Source organism: Paraburkholderia sp. 22099 (assembly GCF_052045835.1).
In the GTDB taxonomy this organism is placed as follows: domain Bacteria; phylum Pseudomonadota; class Gammaproteobacteria; order Burkholderiales; family Burkholderiaceae; genus Paraburkholderia; species Paraburkholderia terricola.
In genome coordinates this window covers 1-24,504 of record NZ_JBQEPU010000015.1, presented here as the reverse complement: position 1 = coordinate 24,504, position 24,504 = coordinate 1, and the positions used below count along the sequence as shown (strand labels likewise).

General features: G+C 64.3%; 23 protein-coding genes and 1 pseudogene. 10 read left to right on the top strand and 14 right to left on the bottom strand.

Features of this window, described 5'->3' with window-relative positions; all coding sequences use genetic code 11:
* The first annotated feature begins 62 nt into the window (after window positions 1-62).
* The gene (locus tag ACTJLC_RS15860) at window positions 63-251 is read left to right on the top strand and encodes a hypothetical protein (protein WP_073428402.1); all 189 of its coding nucleotides are present in this window, start codon (window positions 63-65) and stop codon (window positions 249-251) included.
* A gap of 161 nt (window positions 252-412) precedes the next feature.
* Here the strand turns inward: ACTJLC_RS15860 and ACTJLC_RS15855 are convergent, their stop codons facing one another.
* Window positions 413-1,114, bottom strand: a complete 702-nt coding sequence (locus ACTJLC_RS15855; RefSeq protein ID WP_440844538.1) for a PAAR domain-containing protein — start codon at window positions 1,112-1,114, stop codon at window positions 413-415.
* A 294-nt stretch (window positions 1,115-1,408) separates the two neighbouring features.
* On the opposite strand from ACTJLC_RS15855, the gene ACTJLC_RS15850 reads away from it, so the two are divergent.
* The gene (locus ACTJLC_RS15850) at window positions 1,409-1,951 is read left to right on the top strand and encodes an ankyrin repeat domain-containing protein (RefSeq protein WP_310132999.1); all 543 of its coding nucleotides are present in this window, start codon (window positions 1,409-1,411) and stop codon (window positions 1,949-1,951) included.
* A 61-nt stretch (window positions 1,952-2,012) separates the two neighbouring features.
* Here ACTJLC_RS15850 and ACTJLC_RS15845 read toward each other — a convergent pair whose 3' ends face one another.
* The 4 genes and pseudogenes from ACTJLC_RS15845 to ACTJLC_RS15830 form a co-directional block, all read right to left on the bottom strand.
* A complete protein-coding gene (locus ACTJLC_RS15845; protein ID WP_310132994.1) occupies window positions 2,013-2,705 on the bottom strand; it encodes an HAD family hydrolase in 693 nt (230 codons plus the stop codon).
* Window positions 2,706-2,732: 27 nt separating this feature from the next.
* A pseudogene (locus tag ACTJLC_RS15840) lies at window positions 2,733-2,852 on the bottom strand (phosphogluconate dehydrogenase (NAD(+)-dependent, decarboxylating)); the annotation flags it as partial.
* A 64-nt stretch (window positions 2,853-2,916) separates the two neighbouring features.
* On the bottom strand, window positions 2,917-4,239 hold the full coding sequence (locus ACTJLC_RS15835; RefSeq protein ID WP_310132992.1) for a sugar efflux transporter: 1,323 nt from the start codon (window positions 4,237-4,239) through the stop codon (window positions 2,917-2,919).
* Window positions 4,240-4,486: 247 nt separating this feature from the next.
* A complete protein-coding gene (locus ACTJLC_RS15830; protein WP_310132989.1) occupies window positions 4,487-4,828 on the bottom strand; it encodes a DUF2628 domain-containing protein in 342 nt (113 codons plus the stop codon).
* 418 nt (window positions 4,829-5,246) lie between these two features.
* Here ACTJLC_RS15830 and ACTJLC_RS15825 point away from each other — a divergent pair, with 418 nt between their 5' ends.
* The 3 genes from ACTJLC_RS15825 (at window position 5,247) to ACTJLC_RS15815 (ending at window position 7,188) form a co-directional block, all read left to right on the top strand.
* Window positions 5,247-5,567: a thioredoxin family protein gene (locus ACTJLC_RS15825; RefSeq protein ID WP_073428408.1), complete on the top strand. Its 321-nt coding sequence runs from the start codon at window positions 5,247-5,249 to the stop codon at window positions 5,565-5,567.
* Between the two features lie 62 nt (window positions 5,568-5,629).
* Window positions 5,630-6,049 carry a secondary thiamine-phosphate synthase enzyme YjbQ gene (locus ACTJLC_RS15820; protein WP_440844534.1) on the top strand — a complete coding sequence of 140 codons (420 nt, stop codon included), beginning with the start codon at window positions 5,630-5,632 and terminating at the stop codon, window positions 6,047-6,049.
* A gap of 119 nt (window positions 6,050-6,168) precedes the next feature.
* On the top strand, window positions 6,169-7,188 hold the full coding sequence (locus tag ACTJLC_RS15815) for a class I fructose-bisphosphate aldolase (protein ID WP_154873247.1): 1,020 nt from the start codon (window positions 6,169-6,171) through the stop codon (window positions 7,186-7,188).
* A gap of 49 nt (window positions 7,189-7,237) precedes the next feature.
* Here the strand turns inward: ACTJLC_RS15815 and ACTJLC_RS15810 are convergent, their stop codons facing one another.
* The 4 genes from ACTJLC_RS15810 to ACTJLC_RS15795 form a co-directional block, all read right to left on the bottom strand.
* Complete coding sequence (locus ACTJLC_RS15810) at window positions 7,238-10,534, bottom strand: CheR family methyltransferase (protein ID WP_440844532.1); 3,297 nt, start codon at window positions 10,532-10,534, stop codon at window positions 7,238-7,240.
* Window positions 10,535-10,540: 6 nt separating this feature from the next.
* Window positions 10,541-11,497, bottom strand: coding sequence for a chemotaxis protein CheB (locus ACTJLC_RS15805; RefSeq protein WP_440844530.1), 957 nt, complete (start codon window positions 11,495-11,497; stop codon window positions 10,541-10,543).
* A 150-nt stretch (window positions 11,498-11,647) separates the two neighbouring features.
* Window positions 11,648-11,926, bottom strand: a complete 279-nt coding sequence (locus ACTJLC_RS15800) for a hypothetical protein (protein WP_073428411.1) — start codon at window positions 11,924-11,926, stop codon at window positions 11,648-11,650.
* Between the two features lie 141 nt (window positions 11,927-12,067).
* Entirely contained in the window at window positions 12,068-14,224 is a 2,157-nt protein-coding gene (locus ACTJLC_RS15795; RefSeq protein WP_193615229.1) for a hybrid sensor histidine kinase/response regulator, read from the bottom strand.
* Window positions 14,225-14,440: 216 nt separating this feature from the next.
* Between ACTJLC_RS15795 and ACTJLC_RS15790 the strand changes: the two genes are divergently transcribed.
* The 5 genes from ACTJLC_RS15790 to ACTJLC_RS15770 all read left to right on the top strand — a co-directional run bounded on the left by ACTJLC_RS15790 (window position 14,441) and on the right by ACTJLC_RS15770 (window position 20,745).
* Window positions 14,441-16,021 carry an FAD-dependent oxidoreductase gene (locus ACTJLC_RS15790; RefSeq protein ID WP_310132978.1) on the top strand — a complete coding sequence of 527 codons (1,581 nt, stop codon included), beginning with the start codon at window positions 14,441-14,443 and terminating at the stop codon, window positions 16,019-16,021.
* Between the two features lie 84 nt (window positions 16,022-16,105).
* Window positions 16,106-16,300 carry a hypothetical protein gene (locus ACTJLC_RS15785; protein WP_073428414.1) on the top strand — a complete coding sequence of 65 codons (195 nt, stop codon included), beginning with the start codon at window positions 16,106-16,108 and terminating at the stop codon, window positions 16,298-16,300.
* Between the two features lie 101 nt (window positions 16,301-16,401).
* Window positions 16,402-17,535, top strand: a complete 1,134-nt coding sequence (locus ACTJLC_RS15780; RefSeq protein ID WP_310132975.1) for an HlyD family secretion protein — start codon at window positions 16,402-16,404, stop codon at window positions 17,533-17,535.
* On the top strand, window positions 17,532-19,121 hold the full coding sequence (locus ACTJLC_RS15775; RefSeq protein WP_310132972.1) for a DHA2 family efflux MFS transporter permease subunit: 1,590 nt from the start codon (window positions 17,532-17,534) through the stop codon (window positions 19,119-19,121). Before ACTJLC_RS15780 ends, ACTJLC_RS15775 begins: the two co-directional genes overlap by 4 nt.
* A gap of 1 nt (window position 19,122) precedes the next feature.
* Window positions 19,123-20,745 carry an efflux transporter outer membrane subunit gene (locus ACTJLC_RS15770; protein WP_310132969.1) on the top strand — a complete coding sequence of 541 codons (1,623 nt, stop codon included), beginning with the start codon at window positions 19,123-19,125 and terminating at the stop codon, window positions 20,743-20,745.
* Here ACTJLC_RS15770 and ACTJLC_RS15765 read toward each other — a convergent pair.
* The 5 genes from ACTJLC_RS15765 to ACTJLC_RS15745 all read right to left on the bottom strand — a co-directional run bounded on the left by ACTJLC_RS15765 (window position 20,742) and on the right by ACTJLC_RS15745 (window position 24,392).
* On the bottom strand, window positions 20,742-20,888 hold the full coding sequence (locus ACTJLC_RS15765) for a hypothetical protein (RefSeq protein WP_310132966.1): 147 nt from the start codon (window positions 20,886-20,888) through the stop codon (window positions 20,742-20,744). The genes ACTJLC_RS15770 and ACTJLC_RS15765 overlap by 4 nt on opposite strands.
* 63 nt (window positions 20,889-20,951) lie before the next feature.
* Window positions 20,952-21,938 carry a PoNe immunity protein domain-containing protein gene (locus tag ACTJLC_RS15760; RefSeq protein ID WP_310132964.1) on the bottom strand — a complete coding sequence of 329 codons (987 nt, stop codon included), beginning with the start codon at window positions 21,936-21,938 and terminating at the stop codon, window positions 20,952-20,954.
* Window positions 21,939-21,978: 40 nt separating this feature from the next.
* Entirely contained in the window at window positions 21,979-23,118 is a 1,140-nt protein-coding gene (locus tag ACTJLC_RS15755; protein WP_310133213.1) for a hypothetical protein, read from the bottom strand.
* A 295-nt stretch (window positions 23,119-23,413) separates the two neighbouring features.
* Entirely contained in the window at window positions 23,414-24,142 is a 729-nt protein-coding gene (locus tag ACTJLC_RS15750; protein ID WP_440844525.1) for an immunity 52 family protein, read from the bottom strand.
* Between the two features lie 7 nt (window positions 24,143-24,149).
* Entirely contained in the window at window positions 24,150-24,392 is a 243-nt protein-coding gene (locus tag ACTJLC_RS15745) for a Tox-REase-5 domain-containing protein (RefSeq protein ID WP_310133203.1), read from the bottom strand.
* Between the last annotated feature and the right edge of the window lie 112 nt (window positions 24,393-24,504).

Genomic DNA, 24,504 nt, shown 5'->3' with positions numbered 1-24,504 from the left:
CGTACGCATTGTGCGAGTATTAAGACCATATTAAGCGAATGTGTTTAAGCTCCTCATGCTGAATGCGCGACGGCGGACCGCATCTGGCGTATTCCGCATTGTTCGCCTTTCATATCAACCTCACCATGTCGACTCCCAGCCGCTTCAAGACGCCCCTGATCGTTGTTCTCTCGCTCGTGCTGTTGTGCGCGGGTCTCGCTGTTTTGGTCGGCATTTTTGGGCTGCTGGTTAAGGTGTTTGGTGGTGGGTAGCGCGGTGCTGTTGGGGGTGCGGCGGCGCAGCATGTTTGTGCTGGTTGAGGTCTCCGGCGCCGCCGGCTAGCGGCTGCGCTCCCTATCCATTCATGGGTAAAGAATTCTGCAAGCTTGTGAATGGAGCGCTGCTTAACCAGCGATACCACTCAATGCGCGGATCATGCGACCTCGCTTTGATTGAGCCCCTGCTCTCGCATCCGCGCGTCAGTAACGACCTCGAAACTTTCCGGACTCGCGGCTCCCTTGCGCTCGGGACTATCGGTGATGATGTCGCCGTTATCGAGCACGCTACCCACATACGCGAATCGGGCGAGTTCTGGATCGGTTCGCATCGCGAGCCCGCTAACGACTCGCGCGGTGGTTCCGTCCGCATACTGCACGCGGTCGCCGATCACGCCGACGTTCACCCGCGCACCGTCCACATTCCATTCGCCGCCCGGCTCTCGCAGCACGCCGCCGCGCGCGGTAGTCGATCCACAAAGCGCAAGACGCAAACCCGGCCGATGAGGCGGCGGGACATATGACGGATCGAACAGCCCCTCGGCTGTTTCATCCGCGCCGACGAACAGGCCCGACTCGCCATCGTCCCACGGAGTGGATACGATCCTGTCGCCGTTGCTCAGGCGGCTCCCCACAAGCGCGAAACAGCGATCGCCATCTGACCCGAGCGAGCCCGAGCCATCGATAACGACAGCTTCGCTACCGTCGCGATAGCTGACGATATCGCCGACCAGCGCCACCTGAAGCCCACCAATAACCCTCTCCGACGACGCGCAAGTGACATAGCCGCCGCGCCCGGTGCGCGCGCCAATGGTGGCGAATGCGTACCTCGTGCCTTCACGTTCCCGTCTGTCCGACATCTCCATCCCTCCACGAGTAGGTGCAGCGCAACCGGGCTGAAATCACGACCGGCGCGATAGAGCGGTTTCTCTCCGCTGGCCCGAAATCCTCGGTGGAAGCAAGCCGTCCTCATATCGGACAAGTATGAAAAAGGCACGAATCATGCGTATCGCATCGAGCACGCATTCAATTGACATGCGACAAATCCGATATGGCGAATTGGGTGCGCGCGGGCATGCGCATGCATGCGGGGCACGGAATGTGTATGCTGGCTGAGATTCCCGGCGTGCATGACGCGCGCCGACTGAAAGGAGATGCCATTGACGGACCGCACTGAACCTTCCCCGTCCGCGAAGCCGCAACTCGATCCCGAGTTGCTCGAACTGGCGCATGAAGTCTTCGACCTCGCGCGGCGCGGCGACGCCACCATGCTCGCCGCCGTGATCGAAAAAGGCGTGCCGCCGAACCTGCGCAACGATAAAGGCGACAGCCTCGTCATGCTCGCGAGCTACCACGGTCATGTGGATGCCGTGCGCACGCTGCTCGAACTCGGCGCCGATCCGAATCTGCGCAACGACAACGGGCAAACGCCGATCGCGGGCGCCGCATTCAAGGGCTTCGATGCGGTGATCGAAACCTTGCTCGCGCATGGCGCGGACGTGGAAGGCGCGTCGCCGGACGGCCGCACCGCGCTGATGGTCGCCGCGATGTTCAATCGCACGGCGATCGTGGACTTGCTGATTGCGCACGGCGCGAACCCGCAGGCCCGCGACGCCAACGGCGTGACGGCCACGGATGCGGCGGGCAGGATGGGCGCGCGAGACGCGCAAGCGCGCTTGAAGGAACTGGGTTCCTGAGGGTTGCGTTGCGCGCCGGGGTTGGTGTAAGGATCGGCGTCCGGAAACCAACCCCTGCCCGCTACCCTTTCGCGCCCATCAGCAACGCCACATCGATCTCCGCCAATTCGCCGATCCTTTCTATCGTCACATCGGCCGGCGGATTATTCGCAATCTCTTTCGGATCGAAAGCATAGTGGCCCTGGCGGGGAAACACCGTGGTCAATTCCGCGCCCCACGCCTTTTTCATGGCCGCGAGAATCCGCAATTTGTCGTCCACCATCACATAGCGGCGCGCCGGATAACACGCCATCACCTGATCGAGCATCTGCTCCTTATGGACGTAAATCAGCACGCGGCCCTCCACCTCTTCCCATAGGCCCGAACGGGCGATCTTGCGCGGCTGGAACACCACGTCGCCATCGGAGAGAATCACCGTGGGCCCATGTTTCGCCAGATTCCGAAGCGCGTCCAATGCGCCGGGATACAGGCGGTTCGCAAACGGATAGTCGATCAGGAACGACGACATCAACAGCAGGCGCGTATCTCGCGGATGCCCCACCCTATAACGCTGCAACGCGCCCAGGTAGTCGGCATAGCCGAGCTCGGCGCGCAAGTCCTCGAAAATTGCCCAGTACTGCGCGCTGTTCTCCGCGCCGAATTCGCGCATCATGTGCGCGCGCAAATCCGTCAGCACATGATCGTTGTCGAGCAAGGTGTTGTCGCAGTCGAACAGGAACACGACGTCGTGCGGCGCGGCTTGAGTGGCTTGCATCGAGATTCTCCGGGTTGGCGCTGTCAGTCAGGTCTTCGGCCCGCCGTCCAGCGTGGCCGCTTTCTCGAGGTGGCCGCCGAAGTCATGCCGCATCGCCGACAGCACGCGGTTCGCGAAGTCCGCCTCGCGCACAGGACAAAAGTTAGCAGCGTTGCAGCGCCCGTGCAGCGAACCTGACATCGCCCGGCTCATCGGCCACCCCAGCGGCGCGCTATTGCCGCCGCGCCTGCACCCTGCCGTACTGCTCGCGCGCGATGCGCCGCAGCGCGCGCCACATCAGCGGATAGCGATAACCCGGCACCGCGAACAGCATCAGCGCGCACAGCGCCAGCAAACCGCAGATCAGAAACGTGCCGCGATAGCTGAACGCCTGCACCAGCAAGCCCGACAACACACCCGAGAGAATCGAGCCGACCCGCGCCGCGTTGAAGAACAACGCGGTGGCGCGGCCGGGCGACTGCGGCATCAGATCCTGCACGTAGGTCATGCCGAGGCACGATGTCACCGCGACGACGAACGCGTTGAGAATCTGCATCGGGATCAGCACATGGACGCTGCCCGCCAGCGACATCGCGACGAAATACGCCGCGTGAACCGCCGCGCACGCCGCGAGCCAATTGGGCTTGTGCAGCGCGGACGACTTCGCGCCCAGCGCGAGCATCATCGGAATTTCCATCAACGCGCCGAGGCCGAGCATGATCGACACGTCCAGGTGCGTGCCCTCCAGGCCGTGCACGATGTAGAGCGGCAGCACGATCATGGTGGCGTTCGCGGCGAGGCCGAGCAGCGTGAGCGCGGCCACCGCGCGGCGAATATCGTTCGGCGACGCGACGCCGGGCAGATGCTCATGCGCCTCTTCGCCGGGCGTGGTCAGCGGCGGCACGGTAATGGAAGCCGACGGCTCCGAGGCCGTGTCTTCCACCGTGTGATCGCCCAGGTGGCCTTGCGGCTCCCGCATGCGCCAGACGATAACCGCGCAGGCCGCGAAACTGGCGGCGGCGAACAGGAACAGCCCATAAAAGCCGGTGCCCGCGAGCACCAGCGCGCCCACCGACGGGCCGAACACCCACGCCGCCGACAGAATGGTCCGCAAGGTCGCGCTGGCGAACGCGCGCTCCGCCGCATCCGGCACGGGCAAGGCCGCGCGGCTGAACGAAAACACCATCGAGATGGCTGAGCCGCCCGCGCCGATAAAAACGATGCCGACCACCAGCAGCAACCGGTAGTCACGCACCACGCACAGACACAGATAGCCGAGCGCGGCGGCCACGAGCGCCGCCAGCAAGAGCGGCCGATGCCGTCCGCTCGCATCGCTCCAGCGGCCCGCAAAGGTGCTGGCCAGCACCCCGCTTGCCGCGATCAGCGTCATGAAAACGCCGAGCCTGAACGGCGTCATGTCGGCGCGTTCGACGCCGAACAGCGAAAGATACGGAGCGGTGAAGGACATCGCCACCCCGAGCATCAGCGTGGCGGCGGCGAGCGGCTTGAAGCCGGGAATGCGCAGCAGGTCGAAAAAACGGGAGGTTTTCAACACAGGGGGCGGTGGGGTCAGGGAAAGAGAGCCTGCGGGCGCGACGCGCGCCGCCGACTTCGTGGCCGGAACGACCGGGGCATTATCGGCCGAGGCCGCGCTCGCGTAAACCCGCGTCGCCGCATCCCAACTTATATTTCACGCGCTGATCGGCGAACGGTGGAGGCGGCGTGAGCGACTTGCCGCGCGTTGCGCGCAGGGTTGCACCGCGGCCTTGCAATCGCCGGCGAGGTGGAACCCGGCATGAGGGTCACGAATGCCTGGCGCCTGGCGATATCCGGTCCCCGCCTGCGTCTTGCAAAAGCGTGTAGCCGCGCCGCTCCAGTGTCCGGCGGTGCCACTCATTGCCATAGGCGCCGCACGCCACGCCGAACACGACCGACAGCACCAGCCCGATCAAGCCGGCCGTTTCACCCCACAGCCCCGCGAAGAACAGCACCGTGCTGATCCCGAACATGACGAACGAGGCGAACCACATTCTCTTCGACAAGGCCCACACGAAACCGAGCAACAACGCGCCCCAACTGAAGCCGGTCGCGACCGCGACGGTTTCGTCCTTGCCCGGATGGCGCAGATAAAGCCTTTCTTGCATTTGCCTTCCTGAATCCTTCGTGACCGCTAACGGCGAGTGGACCGCGCGAGTCGATCATCCGAGTCGATCATCCGAGTTGACCATCCGAGTTGACCATCCGAGTTGACCATCCGAGTTGACCATCCGAGTTGACCATCCGAGTTGACCATCCGAGTTGACCATGCGAGTTGACCATGTTCTCACGCCGCGTCGGCAAGACCGCAAGTGTGCATCAAATTCGCGCGCCCACGCGTCCCGCCGCAAGCCGCCCGACACCGCGCCCCGGCACTCAACGCGGCAAGCGCGGCCTCGCTGACGATCCCGAGCATAGCTGCTACTCTTGACAGATGCCTTATCCAACCACGCGCCAACCCACGCGCGGGCGCTTCCCTGGCAGCGGAAACAGCGCCCGCACGGATCAACGAGCTTCGGAGCAAGCATGGCAACACGAACCGCCTATTCCACCCGCGCCCCCTCGCGAGCCGAACTCGACGCCCTGCCGGGCGCCACGGTGATCGAATTCGGCACGGACTGGTGCGGCTACTGCCAGGGCGCGCAAGCGTCGATTGCCAAGGCGTTCGAGCCGCATGCCGGCGTCAGGCATCTCAAGATCGAGGACGGCCCCGGCCGGCCGCTCGGCCGCTCGTTCAAGATCAAGCTCTGGCCCACGCTGATTTTCATGCGCGACGGCGTCGAAGTCGCGCGCGTCGTGCGTCCGACCAGCGCCACGGAGATCGCGCAAGCATTCGCGTCGCTATGAATCGGGCGCGTCGCGTCGATCGAACCCACTGAAGAACCCACCCGCAGCATCGCCTGCCCATCATGCGACAAGCCCTCCACCACCTGAGCGTCAAGGCCCGCAGCCGCGGGCTCGTCGAATTCACCGACGAAGCGCGCCGCTTCGTCGCCGCGCAGTCGATCGGCACCGGACTCCTCACGCTGTTTTGCCGTCACACGTCCGCCTCGCTGCTGATCCAGGAAAACACCGACCCTTCGGTGCAGCGCGATCTGGAGCGCTACTTCGCGAGCCTCGCGCCCGAGGACGCCGGGCGCTACGAACACAACGCCGAGGGCCCCGACGACATGCCCGCCCACCTGCGCACGGCGCTCACGCAAGTGCAGTTGACGGTGCCGGTCGAGCACGGGCAGATGGTGCTCGGCACATGGCAGGGTTTGTATCTGTTCGAGCATCGCCGGCACACGCAGGCGCGCGACATCGTGCTGCATCTGATCGGCGAATAAGGCTAATGAGGCGCTAATCAAGCGCTAAAAAAGCGCGAATAAAGCGGCGCGGGCAACGTTGTTCGAGCTGCGTTTGCTGCAAGATTCATCCGCGAACCGGATCAAAGGGAGCACATCTCATGGACACCCGTAGCGAACTGCAAGCCACCGTCAGTGCAATGGTTCAACCCGGCAAGGGCCTGCTCGCCGCCGACGAAAGCGGCCCGACCATCGCCAAACGCTTCAAGACGATCGGCGTCGAATCCAGCGAGGAAAACCGCCGCGCCTATCGCAACCTGCTGCTTACCACGCCGGGCCTCGGCGAGTTCATCAGCGGCGTGATTCTCTACGAGGAAACGCTCGGCCAGAAAGCGGACGACGGCACGCCGTTCCCGCAACTCGCCGCCGCCAACGGCATCGTGCCCGGCATCAAGGTCGACCTGGGCAAGATCCCGCTCGCGCTGGCTCCGGGCGACGAAATCACCCAGGGTCTCGACGGCCTCGCCCAGCGTTTCGTCGACTACAAACGGCAAGGCGCGCGCTTCGCCAAATGGCGCGCGGTGTACAACATCACGGCGAGCTTGCCGAGCCGCCTCGCGATCGAGGCGAACGCCGATTCGCTGGCGCGCTACGCGGCCATCTCGCAGGAAGCCGGCATCGTGCCGATCGTCGAGCCGGAAGTGCTGATGGACGGCGACCATTCCATCGAACGCTGCGCCGAAGTCACCGAGACCGTGCTGCACGAGGTGTTTCATGCGCTGCACCGGCACCGCGTGGCGCTCGAACACATTCTGCTGAAGCCGAGCATGGTGCTCGCCGGCTCCGAACACGCGCAGCAGTCGCCTGTCAGCGACATCGCCGCCTACACCCTGCGGATACTCAAGCGCACGGTGCCGTCGGCGGTGCCGGGCATCGTGTTTCTGTCGGGCGGACAAACCCCGGAAGAAGCCACCGCCAACCTCGATGCAATGAACCGGCTCGGGCCGCTGCCGTGGAATCTGAGCTTCTCGTATGGCCGCGCGTTGCAGGAACCGCCGCTGCAAGCGTGGCGAGGCGACCCGAGCAAGGTGCTGGAGGCCCAGCAGGCGTTGCTCAAGCGCGCGCGTCTGAATCGCGACGCGGCGCTCGGCAAGTACGAGGCGGTGCAGGAAAAGGGCTAGCCTTCCGGCGAGGCGCTGCGCCGGGTGGCAGGCGGCACTGCGCCCAGGCTCAGGCCATGCCGGTGCGGTTGGTGGTGATGCGCGCGATCTTGTCGAGCAACGCGTGCAGTGAAACCGGCTTGCCGAGATGACCGTCATACCCCGCGCGGATCGCCCGCGCGGCGTCTTGCGGGCGCCCGAAGCCGGTCAACGCGAGCGCCGGCACCGAGGCCGTGCCCGGCAGCTTGCGCAGCGCGGCGATCAGTTCGTAGCCGTCCATGCCGGGCATGCCGATATCCGACAGGATCAGGTCGAACTGCTGATGCGCGGCGATCGCCAGCGCCGCCGCGCCATTGGTTTGCGGCCACACTTGCGCGCCTTCGAGTTCGAGCAGGCTCTGGAACGCCTGCAAGCTTTCCGCCGCATCGTCGACCAGCAGAATCTTCATGCCCTTGAGCAAGCTGGCGTCGCAAGGCGTTTCGCGGGTTTCGTTCGGCATCGTCGTGCTGTCGGCCGGCAACCAGACGCGAAAACGCGCGCCCTTGCCGACGCCCGCGGATTCCGCCTGCACATGCCCGCCGTGCATTTCCGTCAGTTGCTTGACGAGCGCGAGTCCGATGCCCAATCCGCCGCTGTGCCGGCGGTGCGCGCCCTCGGCCTGGCTGAACATGTCGAACACGTTCGGCAGGAACGACGGTTCGATGCCGCGTCCGGTATCGCGCACCTCGACGCACGCATAGCCTGCTTCACGCGACAAAGTCAGCGCGATGCGCCCGCCCGGCGGCGTGAACTTCACCGCGTTGCTGGCGAGGTTCCACAGAATCTGCTCGAAGCGCACCGGGTCCGCCTCGATGAAGAACGGTTCGCTCACGCCCTTCACGCTCACGCTCACCTGGTGCGCCAGCGCCTCGGCCTCGATCGCGCTGGTTACCGACGCCGTGATCGCCGCGATGTCCACCCGCGAGCGATCGAGCGCCAGCTTGCCGGTCCGCACGCGCGACAGATCGAGCAGGTCGTCGATGATCTTCGCGAGGCTGATCACCGAACGGCGGATCGCGTCCGCCGCATCGTGCACGACCGGCAGGCCCTGCGTGGAGGGCGCGCGGTCCAGCATGTCGGCCTTCACGTGAATCAGGTTCAGCGGGTTCTTCAACTCGTGCGAGAGCACCGCGAGGAATTCGTCCTTCAGGCGGCTCGCCGCCTCGACCTTCTGCCGGACCGAGCGTTCCAGCGAAATCTTGCGTTGTTCGAGCGCCTCGGTGCCCTTGCGCTGCGTGAGGTCGCGCACGATCTTCGCAAAGCCGCGGAAACTGTCCGACGCCACCGGCGTGATCACGCCGCTGCAATAGAGCCGCGTGCCGTTCTTGTGGATGTACCAGCGCTCGTCCTCCACGCGGCCGTCGGACTGCGCGCGCTGCCGCTCGGTGGCGGGTTCGTTCGCCTCGCGCTCTTCCGGCAGATAGAGCCGGTCGAGCGTCTGCCCCGTCATCTCGCTCTCGCTATAACCGAAGATCCGCTCCGCGCCCTTGTTCCAGGTCACCACGCGGCCTTCCATGTCCTGCACGATGATCGCGAAGTCGTTGGTGCTTTGCGCGGCGAGATGCAGGCGTTCCTCGCTGACACGCACCAGTTGTTCGGCGCGCCGCAGCGCCGTGATGTCGACGATGGTCAGCACCGCGCCGTCGATGTGGTCGTCGGTGGTGCGGTACGGCGAGAGCCGCGTGAGGAAATAGCGCCCGTCGGTGCCGCGAATCTCGCGCTCGATCAGTTGCAGCGATTCGAAAACGGTCGCCGTGTCGTCGGCGAGCTGCGGGTAATCGAGCCGGTGCGTGATGTCGTGCAGCGGTCGCCCGAGGTCGGAGGGAATCACGTTGAACAGTTCCGTCGCGGCCGGCGTATAGCGCTTGATGCGCATGTCCCGGTCGACGAACAGCGTGGCGATGCCGGTGGAGGCGATCACGTTCTGCAAGTCGTCTTTCGCCTTGCCGGTTTCCTCGATCTTGGCCTGCAACTCCGCGTTGACGGTGAACAATTCCTCGTTCAGCGATTGCAGTTCTTCCTTGCTGGTCTCGAGTTCCTCGGTGGCGGCGCGCAGTTCCTCGTTGATCGCCTGCAATTCCTCGTTCGAGGCCTTCAGTTCCTCGGTCGACGCCTCCGATTGCTCCACCGTCGAGCGCAATTCCTGTTTCGTGCGATGCAGTTCCTCCTCCAGATGCACCAGCAACGAATCCTGCACCGTCGGGCTCGCGGTCTCGCCTCGCCTCGCGGCGGACGCGACGGCGGGGATCTCCTCGAACAGCACGAGCGCGAATTCCGGCGCATCCTCGGTGCGCCGGTGCGCGCGCACGGTGATCCGCACGCTCGCCTGCGGCGAGAATTCGATCGCGGGCGTCGTCACCTCCTGATTGCCGCGCAGCGCCTGGAACAAGGCGGCGCGCAGTTGCAGACGCAGCGCCGGATTCACCAGCATGATCAGGTTGTACGACGGCTCGCCGCGCACGAAACGCAGAAAGCGGCCGGCATGCTCGGACATGTGCAGAATGTTCGCGTCGGTGTCGACCACGACGCTCGGCGGCGCGTACAGCTCGAGGATCCGATGATGCAGCGCGGAGAACGGCAAGGCCTGCGGCAGCGGCTGCGGCTCTCCCGCGCTGGCGGTGGTGGCCGCGCCGCCATGCTGAACGACCGGCATGCTGATCGGCGGACGCACGGCGCTCGTCACCATGTTCGCGCGATAGATGCGGTGTTTCTTGTCGACCGGCGTGAACAGGTCGCCCGCGGCTTCCGCGGATTCCGAACTGCCGAGCAGCAGATAGCCGCCCGGCTGCAACGCGAAGTGAAACATCTGCAGCACCTGGGTCTGCACGTTGCGGTCGAGATAGATCAGCAGATTGCGGCACGACACCAGGTCGACGCGCGAAAACGGCGGATCGCGCAGCACGTTGTGCACGGCGAACAGCACCCGCTCGCGGATCGCCTTGCTCACCCGAAAGCGCGAGCGTTCCGGCGTGAAGAACTGGCGCAGGCGCGGCGCGGATACATCAGCGGTGATCGACTCGGGGTAGAGGCCCGCGCGCGCGAAGGCGATCGCGTGTTCGTCGATGTCGGTGGCGAATAGCTGGATCGGTATATCTTCGTGCCGCTCGGGATATTCGGCGAGCAGCATGGCGAGCGAATACGCTTCCTCGCCCGTCGCGCAGCCGGCGACCCACGCGCGCACCGGGTCGTCCTCGGATTTCTTGTGAAAGAGCCTCGGCACGATCTCGCGCTCGACGACCTCGAAGGTATCCCGATCGCGAAAGAAATTGGTCACGCCGATCAGCATGTCCTTGAGCAGCGCCGGCGTTTCGTCAGGGTGCGTGAGCACGTAGTCCTAGTAGGCCTGCAGATCGGGAATGCCGTTGACCTGCAGACGGCGTTCGATGCGCCTCAGGATCGTGGCGCGCTTGTAGTGGCGGAAATCGTGGCCGGTGCGGGCGCGCAGCGTGGCGAGCACGCCGAGCAACGCGCGCTCGGCGGTGGAAGCGGGATCGGGCTGCGCGAGCGCGAGCGTCTCGGGTTCGTCGTCCACGGGCGGCAGGTGAATCGCGCGGGCGTTCTCAGCCAGCTCGCGCAGCTTGCGCGGCATCTCCGCGACCGGCAGCACGATGTCGATCATGCCGGTGGCCAACGCGTTCTGCGGCATTTCCGGGTGCTCGGCGTCCGCCGGATCCTGCGCGAACGTCACGCCGCCCTGCTCCTTGACGCGGCCGATGCCGGTCGCGCCGTCGGCGCCCGTGCCCGACAGCACGATGGCGATGGCGATGGCGCGTTCGCGATGCGCGTCGGCGAGACTGCGGAAAAACAGGTCGATGGCGATGGGCCGGCCACGCGGGCGGTCGGCTTCGATGGGCGTGAGATGGCCGTCGTCGAGCGAAAGATCGTGCGAGGGCGAGATGACGTAGACGTGGTTCTTCTGCACCTGAACCCGCTCCCGCACCTGGTTCACCGGCATGCCGGTGGCGTGCTGGAACACCTCGTCCGCGCTGCTCGCATGATCGGGCGACAGATGCAGCACCACGACGAAGGCCATGCCCATGTCGGCCGGTGCGTTCTCGAAGAAGCGCAGCAGCGCCTGCACGCCGCCCGCGGAAGCGCCGATGCCGACGACCGGAAAGTCGAGTGCGCCGGCGCCGGGCGTGACGGACCCCGCCGGCGTGCCGACGGCCTTGCCGGACTCCGCCTCGATGCCCGCTTGTGCGCCTGCCTGCGCGTCTGCACGCGTAGTCGCGTCCGCTTGCGCGTCTGCCCGCGTAGTCGTTGGAGACGCCCCTGCCTCACTGCCGCCCATACTCATCCTTGTGTGCTGCGCCTCTGCCGGCCTCGCCCCGTGGCGCGATGCGCGCCGCCGCCTCCAACCAGTATTGTCGCGTGTGTTGGGGCGCATTGCAAAGGCTGGCATGCCTCCAGCCAGGGACGCATGCCGTGTTCCGTGCGCGCCTTACTGCCCTTTCGTATCGCTGCTCGCGTTGGCGCCCGGCGTGTTGGTCGTATCGGTGGCCGGCTTGGCCGTCTTCGACTTCTTCATGTGATGCATCTTCGACTTCGAATGGCTCATCGCGCCGGAAGCCTGCATGTCGCCGCCTTCGCGCGTCGAAGTGTTGACGCCGGTGCTGGCCGGGTCGGTCCCGGCGGCGCCGCCACCGGCCCCGCCCTGGGCCATCGCGAGCGACGAAGCGGCGGCCAACGTGGAAACGAGCAATGCATGCCTGATCTTCATGACGGTTCTCCTGTGCAAGAAAAAAGCGGGTGCGCGACCCGGTCCACCGGATACGCAATCTCCCGACCTTTTTTCAGCAAGGGATGTGCCGCGCGTCATGCGATGCGCCGAACGCGCCGGCCGGCGCGGCCCGGCCGGCCACTAGGTTTCGCAAGCCACCAGTGCATGAAGTTCGTCGATATTGAACGGCTTCGCGAGGATCGCCACGCCCAGGCGGCGTGCGCGTTCCAGTTCGTCGGCGTAGCCCGTCATCAGCGCGATTTTCTGCGCCGGCCACGCGCTGCGGACTTTTTCCGCCAGATCGATGCCGTTCAGCTTGCCCGGCATCTGGATGTCGGACAGCACGAGTTCGAAGCGCGCGCCGCCCGACAGCACGTCGAGCGCCTGGTCGGCGGTGGGCTCGTGCCGCACCTCGCAGCCGAAGGTTTCCAGCACGGCGGTCACGCCGGCCGCCACCTCCTCGTTGTCTTCCACGAGCAGCACCATGCCGGCCGCGCCGGGCTCCGGTTGCCGCGCCGTTTCGACGTCGGCGGCCGGCGCCGGGCGCGGGCGCTCGCGATAGCGCGGCAAATACAGCCTGACCGTGGTGCCGCGGCCCGGCACGCTGTCGATTTTCGCGGTGCCGCCCGCCTGCTCGCACATCGACAGCACCTGCGCGAGACCGAGCCCCGTGCCCGAACCGCGCAGCTTGGTGGTGAACAGCGGTTCGAACGCGCGCCGGGCGACGGCCTCGGACATGCCCTCGCCGTCGTCGGAACAGGCGATCAGCACATACTCGCCGTCGGGCAACAAGGTGTCGCTGCCGACCAGGCGGTTGTTCTGACAGCGGATCACGAAGCGGCCGCCATGCGGCATCGCATCGCGCGCGTTGACCGCCAGGTTCATGATCGCGAATTCGAGGTCGGTGGGATCGGCCAGCACCGGCCAGACGTTGTCGACCAGATTCAAGGCCAGTTCGACCTTGTCGCCGAGCGCCGCGTCGATCAGTGGCGTGGCGGCCGGCAGCCATCTGGAAAGATCGAGCGGTTCCTGCTTGAGCGGCTGCTTGCGCGCCACGCTCAAGAGACGCCGCGTGAGCGACTCGGCGGTGGCGGTGGCGCGCTGCATCGCGAGCACTTCCTTCTCGACGTGGTTGTAGCGCTTGAGCCGCGCGAGCTCGATATTGGCCGACACCACCATCAGCAGATTGTTGAAATCGTGCGCCACGTTGGCGACCAGATTGCCGAGCGCGCCCATGCGCTGCAACTGCCGGCTCGACGCTTCCGCCGACAGCCGCATCGCCACCTCGCCTTGCCAGCGCTCCCACGCGCGGCGCTCGGCTTCGAGCTGACGCAACGAGTACAGGACCAGCAGCCAGATCGCGATGCAGGGCGCCGCCGTGAGCGCGGCGATCATCAGGAAATGCCGGCGCCATGCGTCGGCGATGGCGCTCGTCGCGTAGGCGCTCATCACATAGAGCGGATAGTCGCCGACGCGGCGAAACGCGAGCAGACGCTCCACGCCGTCCACCGTCGAATTCAGCCGAACGTGGCCGAACACCTGGCGGTCGCGCAGCGCCGTGGCGAACGCGCTCTGCGCCTTCGGATTCGCGCCCGCGGGCCACGGCGGATAGCGCACCAGCAGATTGCCGTCCTGGCGATACAGGCCGAGCGAAAGCGACGGGTCGCCATTGGTCAGGTCACGATAGAAGCGCGAAAAGTAGTCGTTGCGCAGCGCCACCGACACCACGCCGAGAAAGCGCCCGTCCGCGCCCGAGCGGCCGGTCGCGCTGCTGAACACATCGGTTTTCGACAACGGCCCGAACATCGGCAGCGAGAAATAGGTTTGCGGCCGCATGGCTTTCGCGCTCGTGAAGTCCTCGCGCTGCGGGATCGAGCGCGGCGGCGCGGGATATTCGCGGCTCGACACCAGCAGGTCGCCGTTCGCGCCGAGCAGGGAAATCGACGCCACCTGCGGAAAGTCGCCGCCGATTTCCTGCAGGCGCTCGTGCAATTCGGCTTCGCGCGCGCGGATTTGCGCATCGTCCTGATTGTCGACCAACTCGACGATGCGCGAGGCCATCTGCTGGCTCAGATCGAGCACCTTGACGGCCTGCTCTTCGGTCACGCGCGCGAGCCGGTCGATCACGTTGTCGGAATCGGCGATGCGGCGCTGGTAATCGAAATAGCCGTAGCCCGCGAGGCAGGCAAGCGGAAACACGATCGAAACGGCGAGCACGATGAGAAGCATGCGCCGCGTCGCCGCAAAATTGCGCGAGGGCATGGGGAAATCGACTGCGGCACGCTCCGCCCGTTGCACGGTCAGCCTCTCCATAAAGGTCGATACAGATCAGCAAAGTTGCACACATCGTGCCGCGACGCGATGTTCGTGCGCTATTTCCTTTCTCATGATTTATACCTCACTTCCGCGCTTCTCCAAAGGACGCCTTGCAAGCCGACCGGCGCGCGAGGCGGCGGGTTGGTCGGGCACGTCGATTGCTATTCGTCACACCATCCCCTTGCGCGAGAACCCGCCATGCAAACCATTGCCCGCCGTGTCGCCCGCTTCTCGGACCTGCGGGAGGATCGCGCCGAGCGCGTGGTGGTGGACGGCGAGAACATCCTGCTCGTGCGCCACGGCGACACGGTGCGCGCCTATGCCGCCGACTGCCCGCATGCGGGCGGTCCGCTGGAACAGGGCGGGTTGTGTCACGGCCGCATCATCTGCCCGTGGCACAAGGGCACGTTCGACGCCGCCACCGGCAACGTGCTCGAACCGCCGCCGCTGGTCGCGCTCGACCGTTACCCCGTGGTGGTGAGCAGCGACGACGTGATCGTCGCGCCGCGAAAGCAGCCGCAAGCGGTGCGCCATGCCGCCGCCGCGCAACCGCATTACGTGGTGATCGGCGCGGGCGCGGCGGGCGCCGCGGCTTGCACGGCGTTGCGCGAATACGGTTTCGGCGGACGCCTCACGCTGATCGGCGATGACCCGCATGCGCCTTACGATTGCACCGCGCTCACGAAGTTCGTGCTGTCCGCCGACATGGCGCCCGCCGACGTGCCGCCGCTGCTCGCGCCGGACTGGCTCGCGCGGCACGACGTGGAGCGGATCGTCGCGAAGGTTGCCCGTCTCGACGTGCCCAGGCGCACGATTCATTTCGCCCACGGCGGCGAACTGACCTACGACACCGCCCTGCTCGCCACCGGCAGTGTGCCGAAACTGCCCGCGATCGCCGGCATCGAACTCGGCGGCGTCCACGTGCTGCGCAATCGCGACGACGCCGCCGCGCTCGTCGAGGCAATCGGTGAGGACGCGGAACACACGCGCGTCGCGATTCTCGGCGGCAGTTTCATCGGACTGGAGACGGCCGCCGCGTTGAGGAAGCGCGGCACGCCGGTCACCGTCATTTCACCGGAGAAAACGCCTTTCGCGAGGCAGTTCGGCGAACGCGCGGGTGCGATGTTCCGCACGCTGCACGAGCGCAACGGCGTGCTGTTTCACCTCGACACAAAGGTCGCTTCGCTCGAAGGCGAGGCGGGCCGCGTTCACGAACTCACACTTGAAAACGGCGACCGCGTCGCCGCCGATGTCGTGCTGCTCGACACGGGCGTTGCACCGGCCACCGGTTTCGTCGAGGGACTGCCGCTGCAAAAGGACGGCGGCGTGATCGTCAATGCGGGCATGCAAGCTGCGCCGGGTCTCTATGCCGCCGGCGACATCGCGGTGTTTCCATTGCACGAGCATCAGGAGCCCTTGCGCATCGAGCATTGGCGGGTCGCGCAGCAGCACGCGCGCATCGCCGCGCAAAACATGTGCGGCGCGCGTCATCGCTACGCCGGGGTGCCGTATTTCTGGACGTATCACTTCGGCAAGAATTTTGAATATCTCGGCCATGCCAGCGAGTGGGACGACATCGTGATCGACGGCGAACTCGAACGCCAGCAATTCATCGCGCTGTATGTGAAAGACGGAAAGGTGGTCGCGGTGCTCGCGTGCGAACGCCAGGCGCACACCGCGCGCCTGATCGACGCGATGCGCGGCGGCGTGTCCTGCGCGGACGCGCTGGCGCTCGTGCAAAGCGTCGTCGCGAGGAACAGCGCACGGCCCCTCCCCTGACCAACAACTACATGCCCATGTAAAAAGCACCCGCGTCAATCCGTGTAGCTCACCGCTCATTTGATTATTGAAGGAGAAGTCGCCATGACAGACACCAAGGAGAAACATCCGCACGCCGACAAGAGCGAAAAGCAGATCGACGAACAGGTGGAGGAGAGCTTTCCGGCAAGCGATCCGCCTTCCACCGGCGGCACGACCAAAATCGTCCCCGACGAGGACGCCTCGAAAGAAAAGCCGTCGACGGATAAACCGTCGACCGACAAGCCAGCCAGGCGCTAGCCCGCCTCACTGCATCGGGACCGCCGCGCGCACTTCCGCCCGGCGGTTTTTCTCCACGCTCGCATTTGCCATCGATCCGGAAACGACAGGAACGTATCGCCATGTCAGACGAGACCGGCTCCGCTCAGGAACAGCACGATCAACGCGAAACCAGGGACACGAAAGACGGCGGCAAGAACGGCAACGATAAAAGCCGCCGCACGCCCGGCAAGAAGCCGCTGATCATTCTCGCCGCCGTGGTGGCGCTGCTGGCGATCGTCGCCTTCGTCTGGTGGTTCGCGACCCGCAACCAGGTTTCCACCGACGACGCCTACACCGACGGCAACGCCATCATGATGGCGCCGAAAGTCTCCGGCTACGTGGTGCGGCTCGCGGTGAACGACAACGTCTACGTTCACAAAGGCGACCTGCTGGTCGTGATCGACAAGCGCGATTATCAGGCGCAGGTCGATCAGGCCGAGGCGCAACTCGGACTCGCGAAAGCGCAACTGAATGCCGCGCTGATTCAGCTCGACATCGCGCGCATTCAGTATCCGGCGCAATACCGGCAAGCGAGGGCGCAGACCTCGTCGGCGGAAGCGAACTTCCGTCAGGCCGAGGCCGCTTATCTGCGCCAGCACGCCGTCGATCAGCGCGCCACCTCGCAACAGAACATCGACACCGCCGACGCCCAGCGCCAATCGGCCAGCGCCGGCGTGCAGCAGGCGCGCGCGCAATTGGCGAGCGCGAGCCTCGTGCCGCAGCAGATCCGTCAGACCGAGGCGAGCGTCGAGGAACGCCGCCAGCAGGTGCAGCAAGCCGAGGCGCAACTCGAACAGGCGCGGCTGAATCTCTCCTACTGCGAAGTGCGCTCGCCCTCCGACGGCTGGATCACGCGGCGCAATGTGCAACTGGGCAGCTTCCTGCAAGCCGGCGTGTCGCTGTTTTCGATCGTCACGCCGCAAGTGTGGGTGACGGCGAACTTCAAGGAATCGCAACTGGAGCGCATGCGTCCCGGCGACAAGGTGAAGGTCGAGGTCGACGCCTATCCGAAGCTCGATTTGCGCGGCCATGTGGATAGCGTGCAACTCGGCAGCGGTTCGCGCTTCTCGGCCTTCCCGGCGGAAAACGCCACCGGCAACTTCGTGAAGATCGTCCAGCGCGTGCCGGTGAAGATCGTCATCGACGAGGGCTTGCCGCGCGATCAGCCGCTTGGGCTCGGCTTGTCCGTCACGCCGAAGGTGTATCTGAAATGAGCGCGTCGAACACCGCGAACGGCGCTCAATCGAACTGGAAGCCCGCGGCGAATCCGTGGCTCATCGCCATCGTGGTGACGCTCGCGGCTTTCATGGAAGTACTCGACACGACCATCGTGAACGTGGCGTTGCCGCACATCGCCGGCACCATGTCGGCCAGTTACGACGAAGCCACGTGGACGCTCACCTCGTATCTGGTCGCCAACGGCATCGTGCTGCCGATTTCCGGTTTTCTCGGGCGGCTGCTGGGCCGCAAGCGCTACTTTCTGGTGTGCATCATCGCGTTCACCGTCTGTTCGTTCCTGTGCGGGATCGCGACCGACCTGTGGCAACTGATCATCTTTCGCGTCCTGCAGGGCTTTTTTGGCGGCGGCCTGCAACCGAATCAGCAGTCGATCATTCTCGACACGTTCCCGCCCGAACAGCGCGGCCGCGCGTTTTCGATTTCGGCGGTGGCGATCGTCGTCGCGCCGGTGCTCGGTCCCACGCTCGGCGGCTGGATCACCGACAACTTCTCGTGGCGCTGGGTGTTCCTGCTGAACGTGCCGGTCGGCATTCTGACCAGTCTCGCGGTGCTGCAACTGGTGGAAGACCCGCCGTGGAAAAAGACCGGCGACACGAAGGTGTCGATCGACTACATCGGCATCACGCTGATCGCCGTCGGGCTCGGCTGCCTGCAAGTGATGCTCGATCGCGGCGAGGACGACGACTGGTTCTCGTCGAACTTCATCCGCACGTTCGCGGTGCTGTCGGCGGCCGGCATTGTCGGCGCGACGTTCTGGCTGCTCTACACCAAAAAGCCGGTCGTCGATCTGCGCTGCCTGAAAGACCGCAATTTCGCGCTCGGCTGCGCGACGATCGCCGCCTTCGCGGCGGTGCTGTACGGCAGTGCGGTGCTGGTGCCGCAGCTCGCGCAACAGCAGCTCGGCTATACCGCGATGCTCGCCGGACTCGTGCTCTCGCCCGGCGCCGTGCTCATCACGATGGAGATTCCGCTCATCAGCAAGCTGATGCCTTATGTGCAGACACGTTTTCTGGTGGCGACCGGCTTCGCGCTGCTCGCCTGCGCGCTCGCGTATTCGCATACGCTGGTGCCGAACGTCAATTACCCGACGCTCGTGAAAATGCGCAGCGCGCAATCGCTCGCGATCGGCTTCCTGTTCGTGCCGATCACCACGCTCGCCTATCTCACCGTGCCGCAGCGTTTGAACGACGATGCGTCCGCACTCTTCACGATGTTCCGCAACGTGGCCGGCTCGGTCGGCATTTCGCTATCGACGGCGCTGATTCGCGAGCGCAGCCAGGCGCGCATGGCGCATCTGTCCGAACACATGTCGACGCTTTCGCAGAACTACAACGACGCCGTGCAGCGCGGCGCGCAAACCATCGCCGAGATGACCGGCGTGCCGTTTTCGCAAGCGCTGCAAACGGCGACCGGCCGCCTGTACACCACGTTCATTTCGCAGTCGACGATTCTCGCCTACGTCGACGTGTTCGCGATTCTCGCCGTGTTCTGCGCGCTCTGCATTCCGATGACGTTGTTTTTCTCGCCGGTCAAGGCGGCCGGCGGCGCGGGAGGACACTGACATGAGGCGCGCCGTTTTCAGCCTGCGCATGCCGGTGCTTTCGCTCGCGGCGTGGCTCGCCGCGTGCACGGTCGGGCCTGACTTCCACGCGCCGAACGCCGACGCGCCGCGGCAGTGGCACGATACGCGGCACACCGCCGCAACGGCCGCGCCCGCTGCACCCGCTTCCGGCGCGGACGTGGCATCGGTCCCCACGCTCGATACCGATCCCGATCCGCGCTGGTGGCGCAATTTCAACGACCCCACGCTCGACGCGCTTATCGAGCGCGCCGCGCGCGGCAATCTGGACTTGCAGCAGGCCGTGTTGCGCATCGTCGAAGCGCGGACCCAGGTGCAGAGCGCGGCGGCCCAGGGGTTGCCGAATGTCCGCGCGACAGGCAGCTACCAGCGCGAACAACTCGGCCTGAAAGGCTTTCTCGAATCCAACGGCGTCTACGACAAGGTGAACCGGCTCGGCGCGCCGGATTCGCCGGTCAATGCAATCGCGCCGGGCGCGGGCCCCGCGCTGCAAAACGGCGCCAACAACGTGCTCGATCAGTTGACCTCGCCGACCAATCTCTGGCAAGCCGGCTTCGACGCCTCGTGGGAACTCGATCTGTTCGGCCGGGTGCGCCGCTCGGTGGAAGCCGCGAACGCGCAGACCGAGGCCGCGTTGGAAAGCCGCAACGACGCGCTGCTCTCGCTCGAGGCCGAAGTCGCGCAAACCTACATGCAGTTGCGCGGCGCGCAGGCGTTGCGCGACATCACCACGAGCCTCGTCGAGCAGCAACGCGATGTTGTCCGGTTGACGCAAAGCCAGGCGAAGGTCGGCCTCGCCAGCGAAGCCGACGTGAAAAGCGCGAGCGCGCAGCTTGCGCAGACCCAGGCGCAGTTGCCGCAATTCGAGCAGCAGATCGCGCAGGCGTCGAACGCGCTCGCCTGGCTGGTGGGCGAAGCGCCCGGCGCGCTGGAAGCGGAACTGTCCGCGCCGGCCGCCGTGCCGCCGGTGCCGCCCACGGTGCCGGTGGGCTTGCCGTCGACGCTCGCGCGGCGGCGTCCCGACATTCGCCGCGCGGAAGCCAGTCTGCATGCGGCGACCGCGAATGTCGGCGTGGCGGTGGCGCAGTTTTATCCCGACGTTTCGCTGACGGGCCAGGTCGGAACGCGCGCGACGAATGCGAGCGATCTGTCGCGCTGGTCGCATCTGTTCTATTCGTTTGGCCCGAGTGTTTCGCTGCCGATTTTTCAGGGCGGCGCACTCGTTTCCAACTTGCGGATGTCGGAAGCCCAGCAGGCCGAGGCGGCGCTCGACTACCGCAAAACGGTGCTGACGGCGCTACGCGACGTGGACAACGCACTCGTGGTTTATCGCACCGACCAGGCGCGGCGCGATTCGCTGGCGGACAGCGTGGCGGCGAACCAGACTGCGTTTGAACTCGCGCGCGACAGCTACCGCAACGGGCTCACCAGCTTCATCAATGTGCTCGATGCCGAGCGGCAGTTGGCGCAGGCGCGCCAGCAATATGCGCAGGGGACCATGCAGGTGAGCACCGATCTGGTCGCCTTGTACAAGGCGCTGGGCGGCGGCTGGCAGGATGGCGGTGGTGCGGCGGCGGCGTCCGCCTTATCCGGTTCCGCTCGTTAAGGAAATCGACTATCGATCGGGCCATCATGCGTCAAGCCCAGTTCCTTCGTCCGCGCGTAGGCTGCATTGAGCCGCTCGCGCAAGGTCGGATCGTCGGCCGGCGCGGGGTAATCACGCACGATATGCCCTCGGATGAAGTCCACGTAGTTGCTCTCCGTCTTCGTCACCTCGGTTAAACCACCAAGTTTCGCCGTTTTGCCATCGGCTCAGTTTTCGCGGGTCGGGCCACCGTCCTCGCGGCCCATCACGATCCACGTTACCGGGCCTTCCTTGCCGTCGCGACCAATGCCCTCGGGGAACACGTCGCCCTCCTTGAACATGCGTTCCTGGACGAATGCACCCGGCGATTCGAGCACGCCCCAGCGCCCTGCATGCGGACAGCGCTCGCCGGTCCTGCGCGAGATGTGCGGCTTCTGCACTTCACCCTGCGGGGCCTTCGCCTGTTCGCGTGCGAAGTCCACCAGGCCCTTGGGATAGAAGCGCATGTCTCGATAGGTGCTGTCGTCAATGTCCCACAGCAGCGTCACCAGTCCTGCCTCGAATGACCAGTAGCCAAAGAAGAACACACCCAAATTCTTGTGCCCGTCATACCAGTAACAGTTTTTCATGCCGCCATACCAGCGCTTCAGGTATCCGGCCATCGCCGTTTGCTGCGGCACGCCCTGCGTCTCTGTTGCGCCCAACAGATCAGCATAGGGCTTCTCGTGGATCAACGATTCACCGGGCAGCGACACGCCCAAGCGGCCAAACAGACGACTTACCAGCAGGTCCTGGCCGTCCTCTGGATCGGTGCTAATCCACGTCGCGATAGTCGGCACCCATTCCTTCAGCCCGAGCAGCACCGCCAGCGACAGCAGCCACATCGTGTACTGGTAAGCGTCGGGTTCCCATAGCCGAAGTCGTCCGTAGTCAGGGTACGACGCGTAGTGGGACTTAAACAATTCAAAACATCGAATAGCATCTGGCTTAAGCGATGACAGTTCCTCACCGGCTGAATAACGGGCAATCACAACTTCAAGTGAGATAGTCCCTCGATCCCACGAGAGGCCTTCCTTGTGCCCGGGAAATTTTTCTGGAGCAGCGAGCATTTGCTCAAGCTTTACCAAGCGTTGTTCCTTGTACTCCAGTTTCTGGCGATAATGATGCTCTGGAAGCAGAGTCTCACGCTTCACTTCGTCGAATGCTTCATTCATGTTCGTGACTGTTCCCTTAGATGCGTTCACATCGTCTCACTCAATCGGCAGGTATCGTAATCGGTTTTTTGGTTACAGCGTCCAGCAATGCGTTCCCCTTCTTGTCAAGCTGAGTGATGCTCGTTACCTTGCCATTCTCATCTACAACCATCAGCCAAACATCGTAGCCTTCGTCCATGATCGCGTCGGCCTTTTCGTCCTTTCCAACTGCTTGACGAAGCCGAGAGCGAATCCATGCATCGCTCCCCTGCTTAGCGGAAGGATATCCCGGCGAGCCTTTAGTCGTCCGCAAGTTCCTGGCGTCGAACTTGCCCCCCGTCCTGAACTTCGTTTCCGTCACCACGTAGGGCGGTGGCGGTTCGCCTGGCGGCTTGTGATATACGCCGTCGATACCCCGACCCGTCGGCTGCTGCTCCAGCAAGCGCATCTGCCGTTCCTCTGCCGGTTCCGACTCATAGCGCCGGGCCTTCATGAAGTCATCGCTGACCTTCTCGCCAAAGATACCCTTTCGCGCGCGGCTCATCTTTGCCACGTCGTCAGCATGCACGTTGCCGCTACCCGGCATCGGCTCGTGCGGTTCGGGCAAGGGACCGCCGCCGACCCCTTCAGCACCGTCACGCTTCATGGGCAGCACCTTCGGCGGCTCGCCGATACCCGAACTTACGCGCACCGTCGGCGGCTTCACCACCTCGGGCTTCGGGGCAGGGACACCCGCATAGGCCGGATGATACGTTGGCGGCAGCTTGTCCTTGAGCACCTTCTGCAACGCCTCGTCAAGCTTCGCCAGCGCCTGCGGTATCTCCTTCGCGCAGTTCGCCTGTACCGCGTAGAACGCCTTCTCCATGCGCTCCAGTTCCGCTAGCAGCGCCCGCGCCCGACCAATGTATTCGACCTGGCTGAGCAGCCCCTGCGCCTTTCTGATAAGCGCCTGCATGCCCTGAAAAAATTCCTTCAGCTTCGTCACCAGCGCATCGCCGTAGGCGGCGAAGTGAATCTTCTCCAGCAGCCTGACGATGTTGCCCTTCGTGAACCGCGCCAGAAAGCCGACCACCTTTTCCAGCACCTCGCCGCCCTTGTCGATCAGCAGCAGGCACACCGCGCGGATCACGGCGGCGGCCTCGTTACCGATCATTGCGCCGACCAGCGAACCCACCGCCGCGCAGATCACCGGACCAAACACCCCTAGCGCTTCTGCGTCGAGTGAAAGCGGTTAGTGATACACCGGGGCGCGTCGCGACGCTGCATGGCTTCAGAAGGTCATTTCGCGATTGGGCCAGCGAACACGGCTATGCGCGCGACCTTGCCGAACGTGCGCTCGCGCATGCCGTCGCAAACAAGGTTGAAGCGGCCTATCACCGTACCGACTTGCTCGAACAGCGCCGCCCGATGATGGAAGCATGGGCGGCGCGCGTGTGTGGAATGTCTAATTGATTGATAGTCCCGGCGTCGCAAACAGCGGCCGGGACAACACGCCGTCAAAGATCAACGAACCGCGGCAACAGGTCCTGGTCTGCCAGGCGGATTTCGATGTCGTTCGCCGCCTTGACATGATCCCGGTTGTTCACGTCGAACACGTCATCAGTCACGCTGACTATGATCGTGCCTAGTTGCTTGTCGTCACGCACGACCGGAATCAGGGCGCGCGCTTCAGGGACCTGCGCCGCAGTGAGAGCGTGCGGCAAGTAGAGCATCCAGCTTACGCTTGGACGATCTTCGAACACCTGCTTTCCCTGATATTTCCTCGGCCCAAACGTTAGATTCGACGGGGTATAAATTTCGATGACCTTTTCTACAACTTCCGCCGCCGATTTATAGTTCCCAAGCCTAGAGGTGTCGGCAGTCATTTCATTGACCGTCAACTCGAAAGTATTTGAAAACACAGTGCTGTCAATGCAAAATTCAATCGAGCCGCCACAACCTTTTTGCGAATCCTCATTCCATATTCCGATGAACTTGGCGTCGTCAATATCATCAGCGTTTTTTCTTCGCAATTCGTCAATTACTTCTGTTCTGATCGTACTTCCATTGAAAATCGGGAATCGTTGAGCGTCGGCAATACTGCTCCCGCCAAGAAACCAATCTCCACCCAATTTCGCATCCTTTTCAGCAAGAAGATCAATTACAGGTCGCAACCGTCGAAGGTGGAATTCAAAATCTGCCTTTCGTAGTGTTTCACTATCGCGATGCTGTGAAGTTAAGTACATGATATCCTCACGGCTGATAAATGGAGGGGACACCGGCGCGCACAAGCGTATCCATCAGATACAGTCGCGCTTGAGGTGTTTGAAAGTACCACATCAGTTTTGTTGGCGGATTTTTCTTAACAAGCGTGCCTTGCTTAAATATCTGCGTTTTTGTCGAGGTAAATCCATCGAAGTTGTATTTCGGATCGTCATTTTCGTCAAAGAATTTTTCCAGTAATTGATCGTAATTCCCCTTGGCCTCCTTGTACAGACCGGAGACATGGTTGACGAACGTGCGAGGACATCGTTGACACTTTATGGTCAGCGGTTTTCGCTCCTCAGGTCAAGGGTGAGGATGCGGTGATGGGCAAACCAGAATTCAA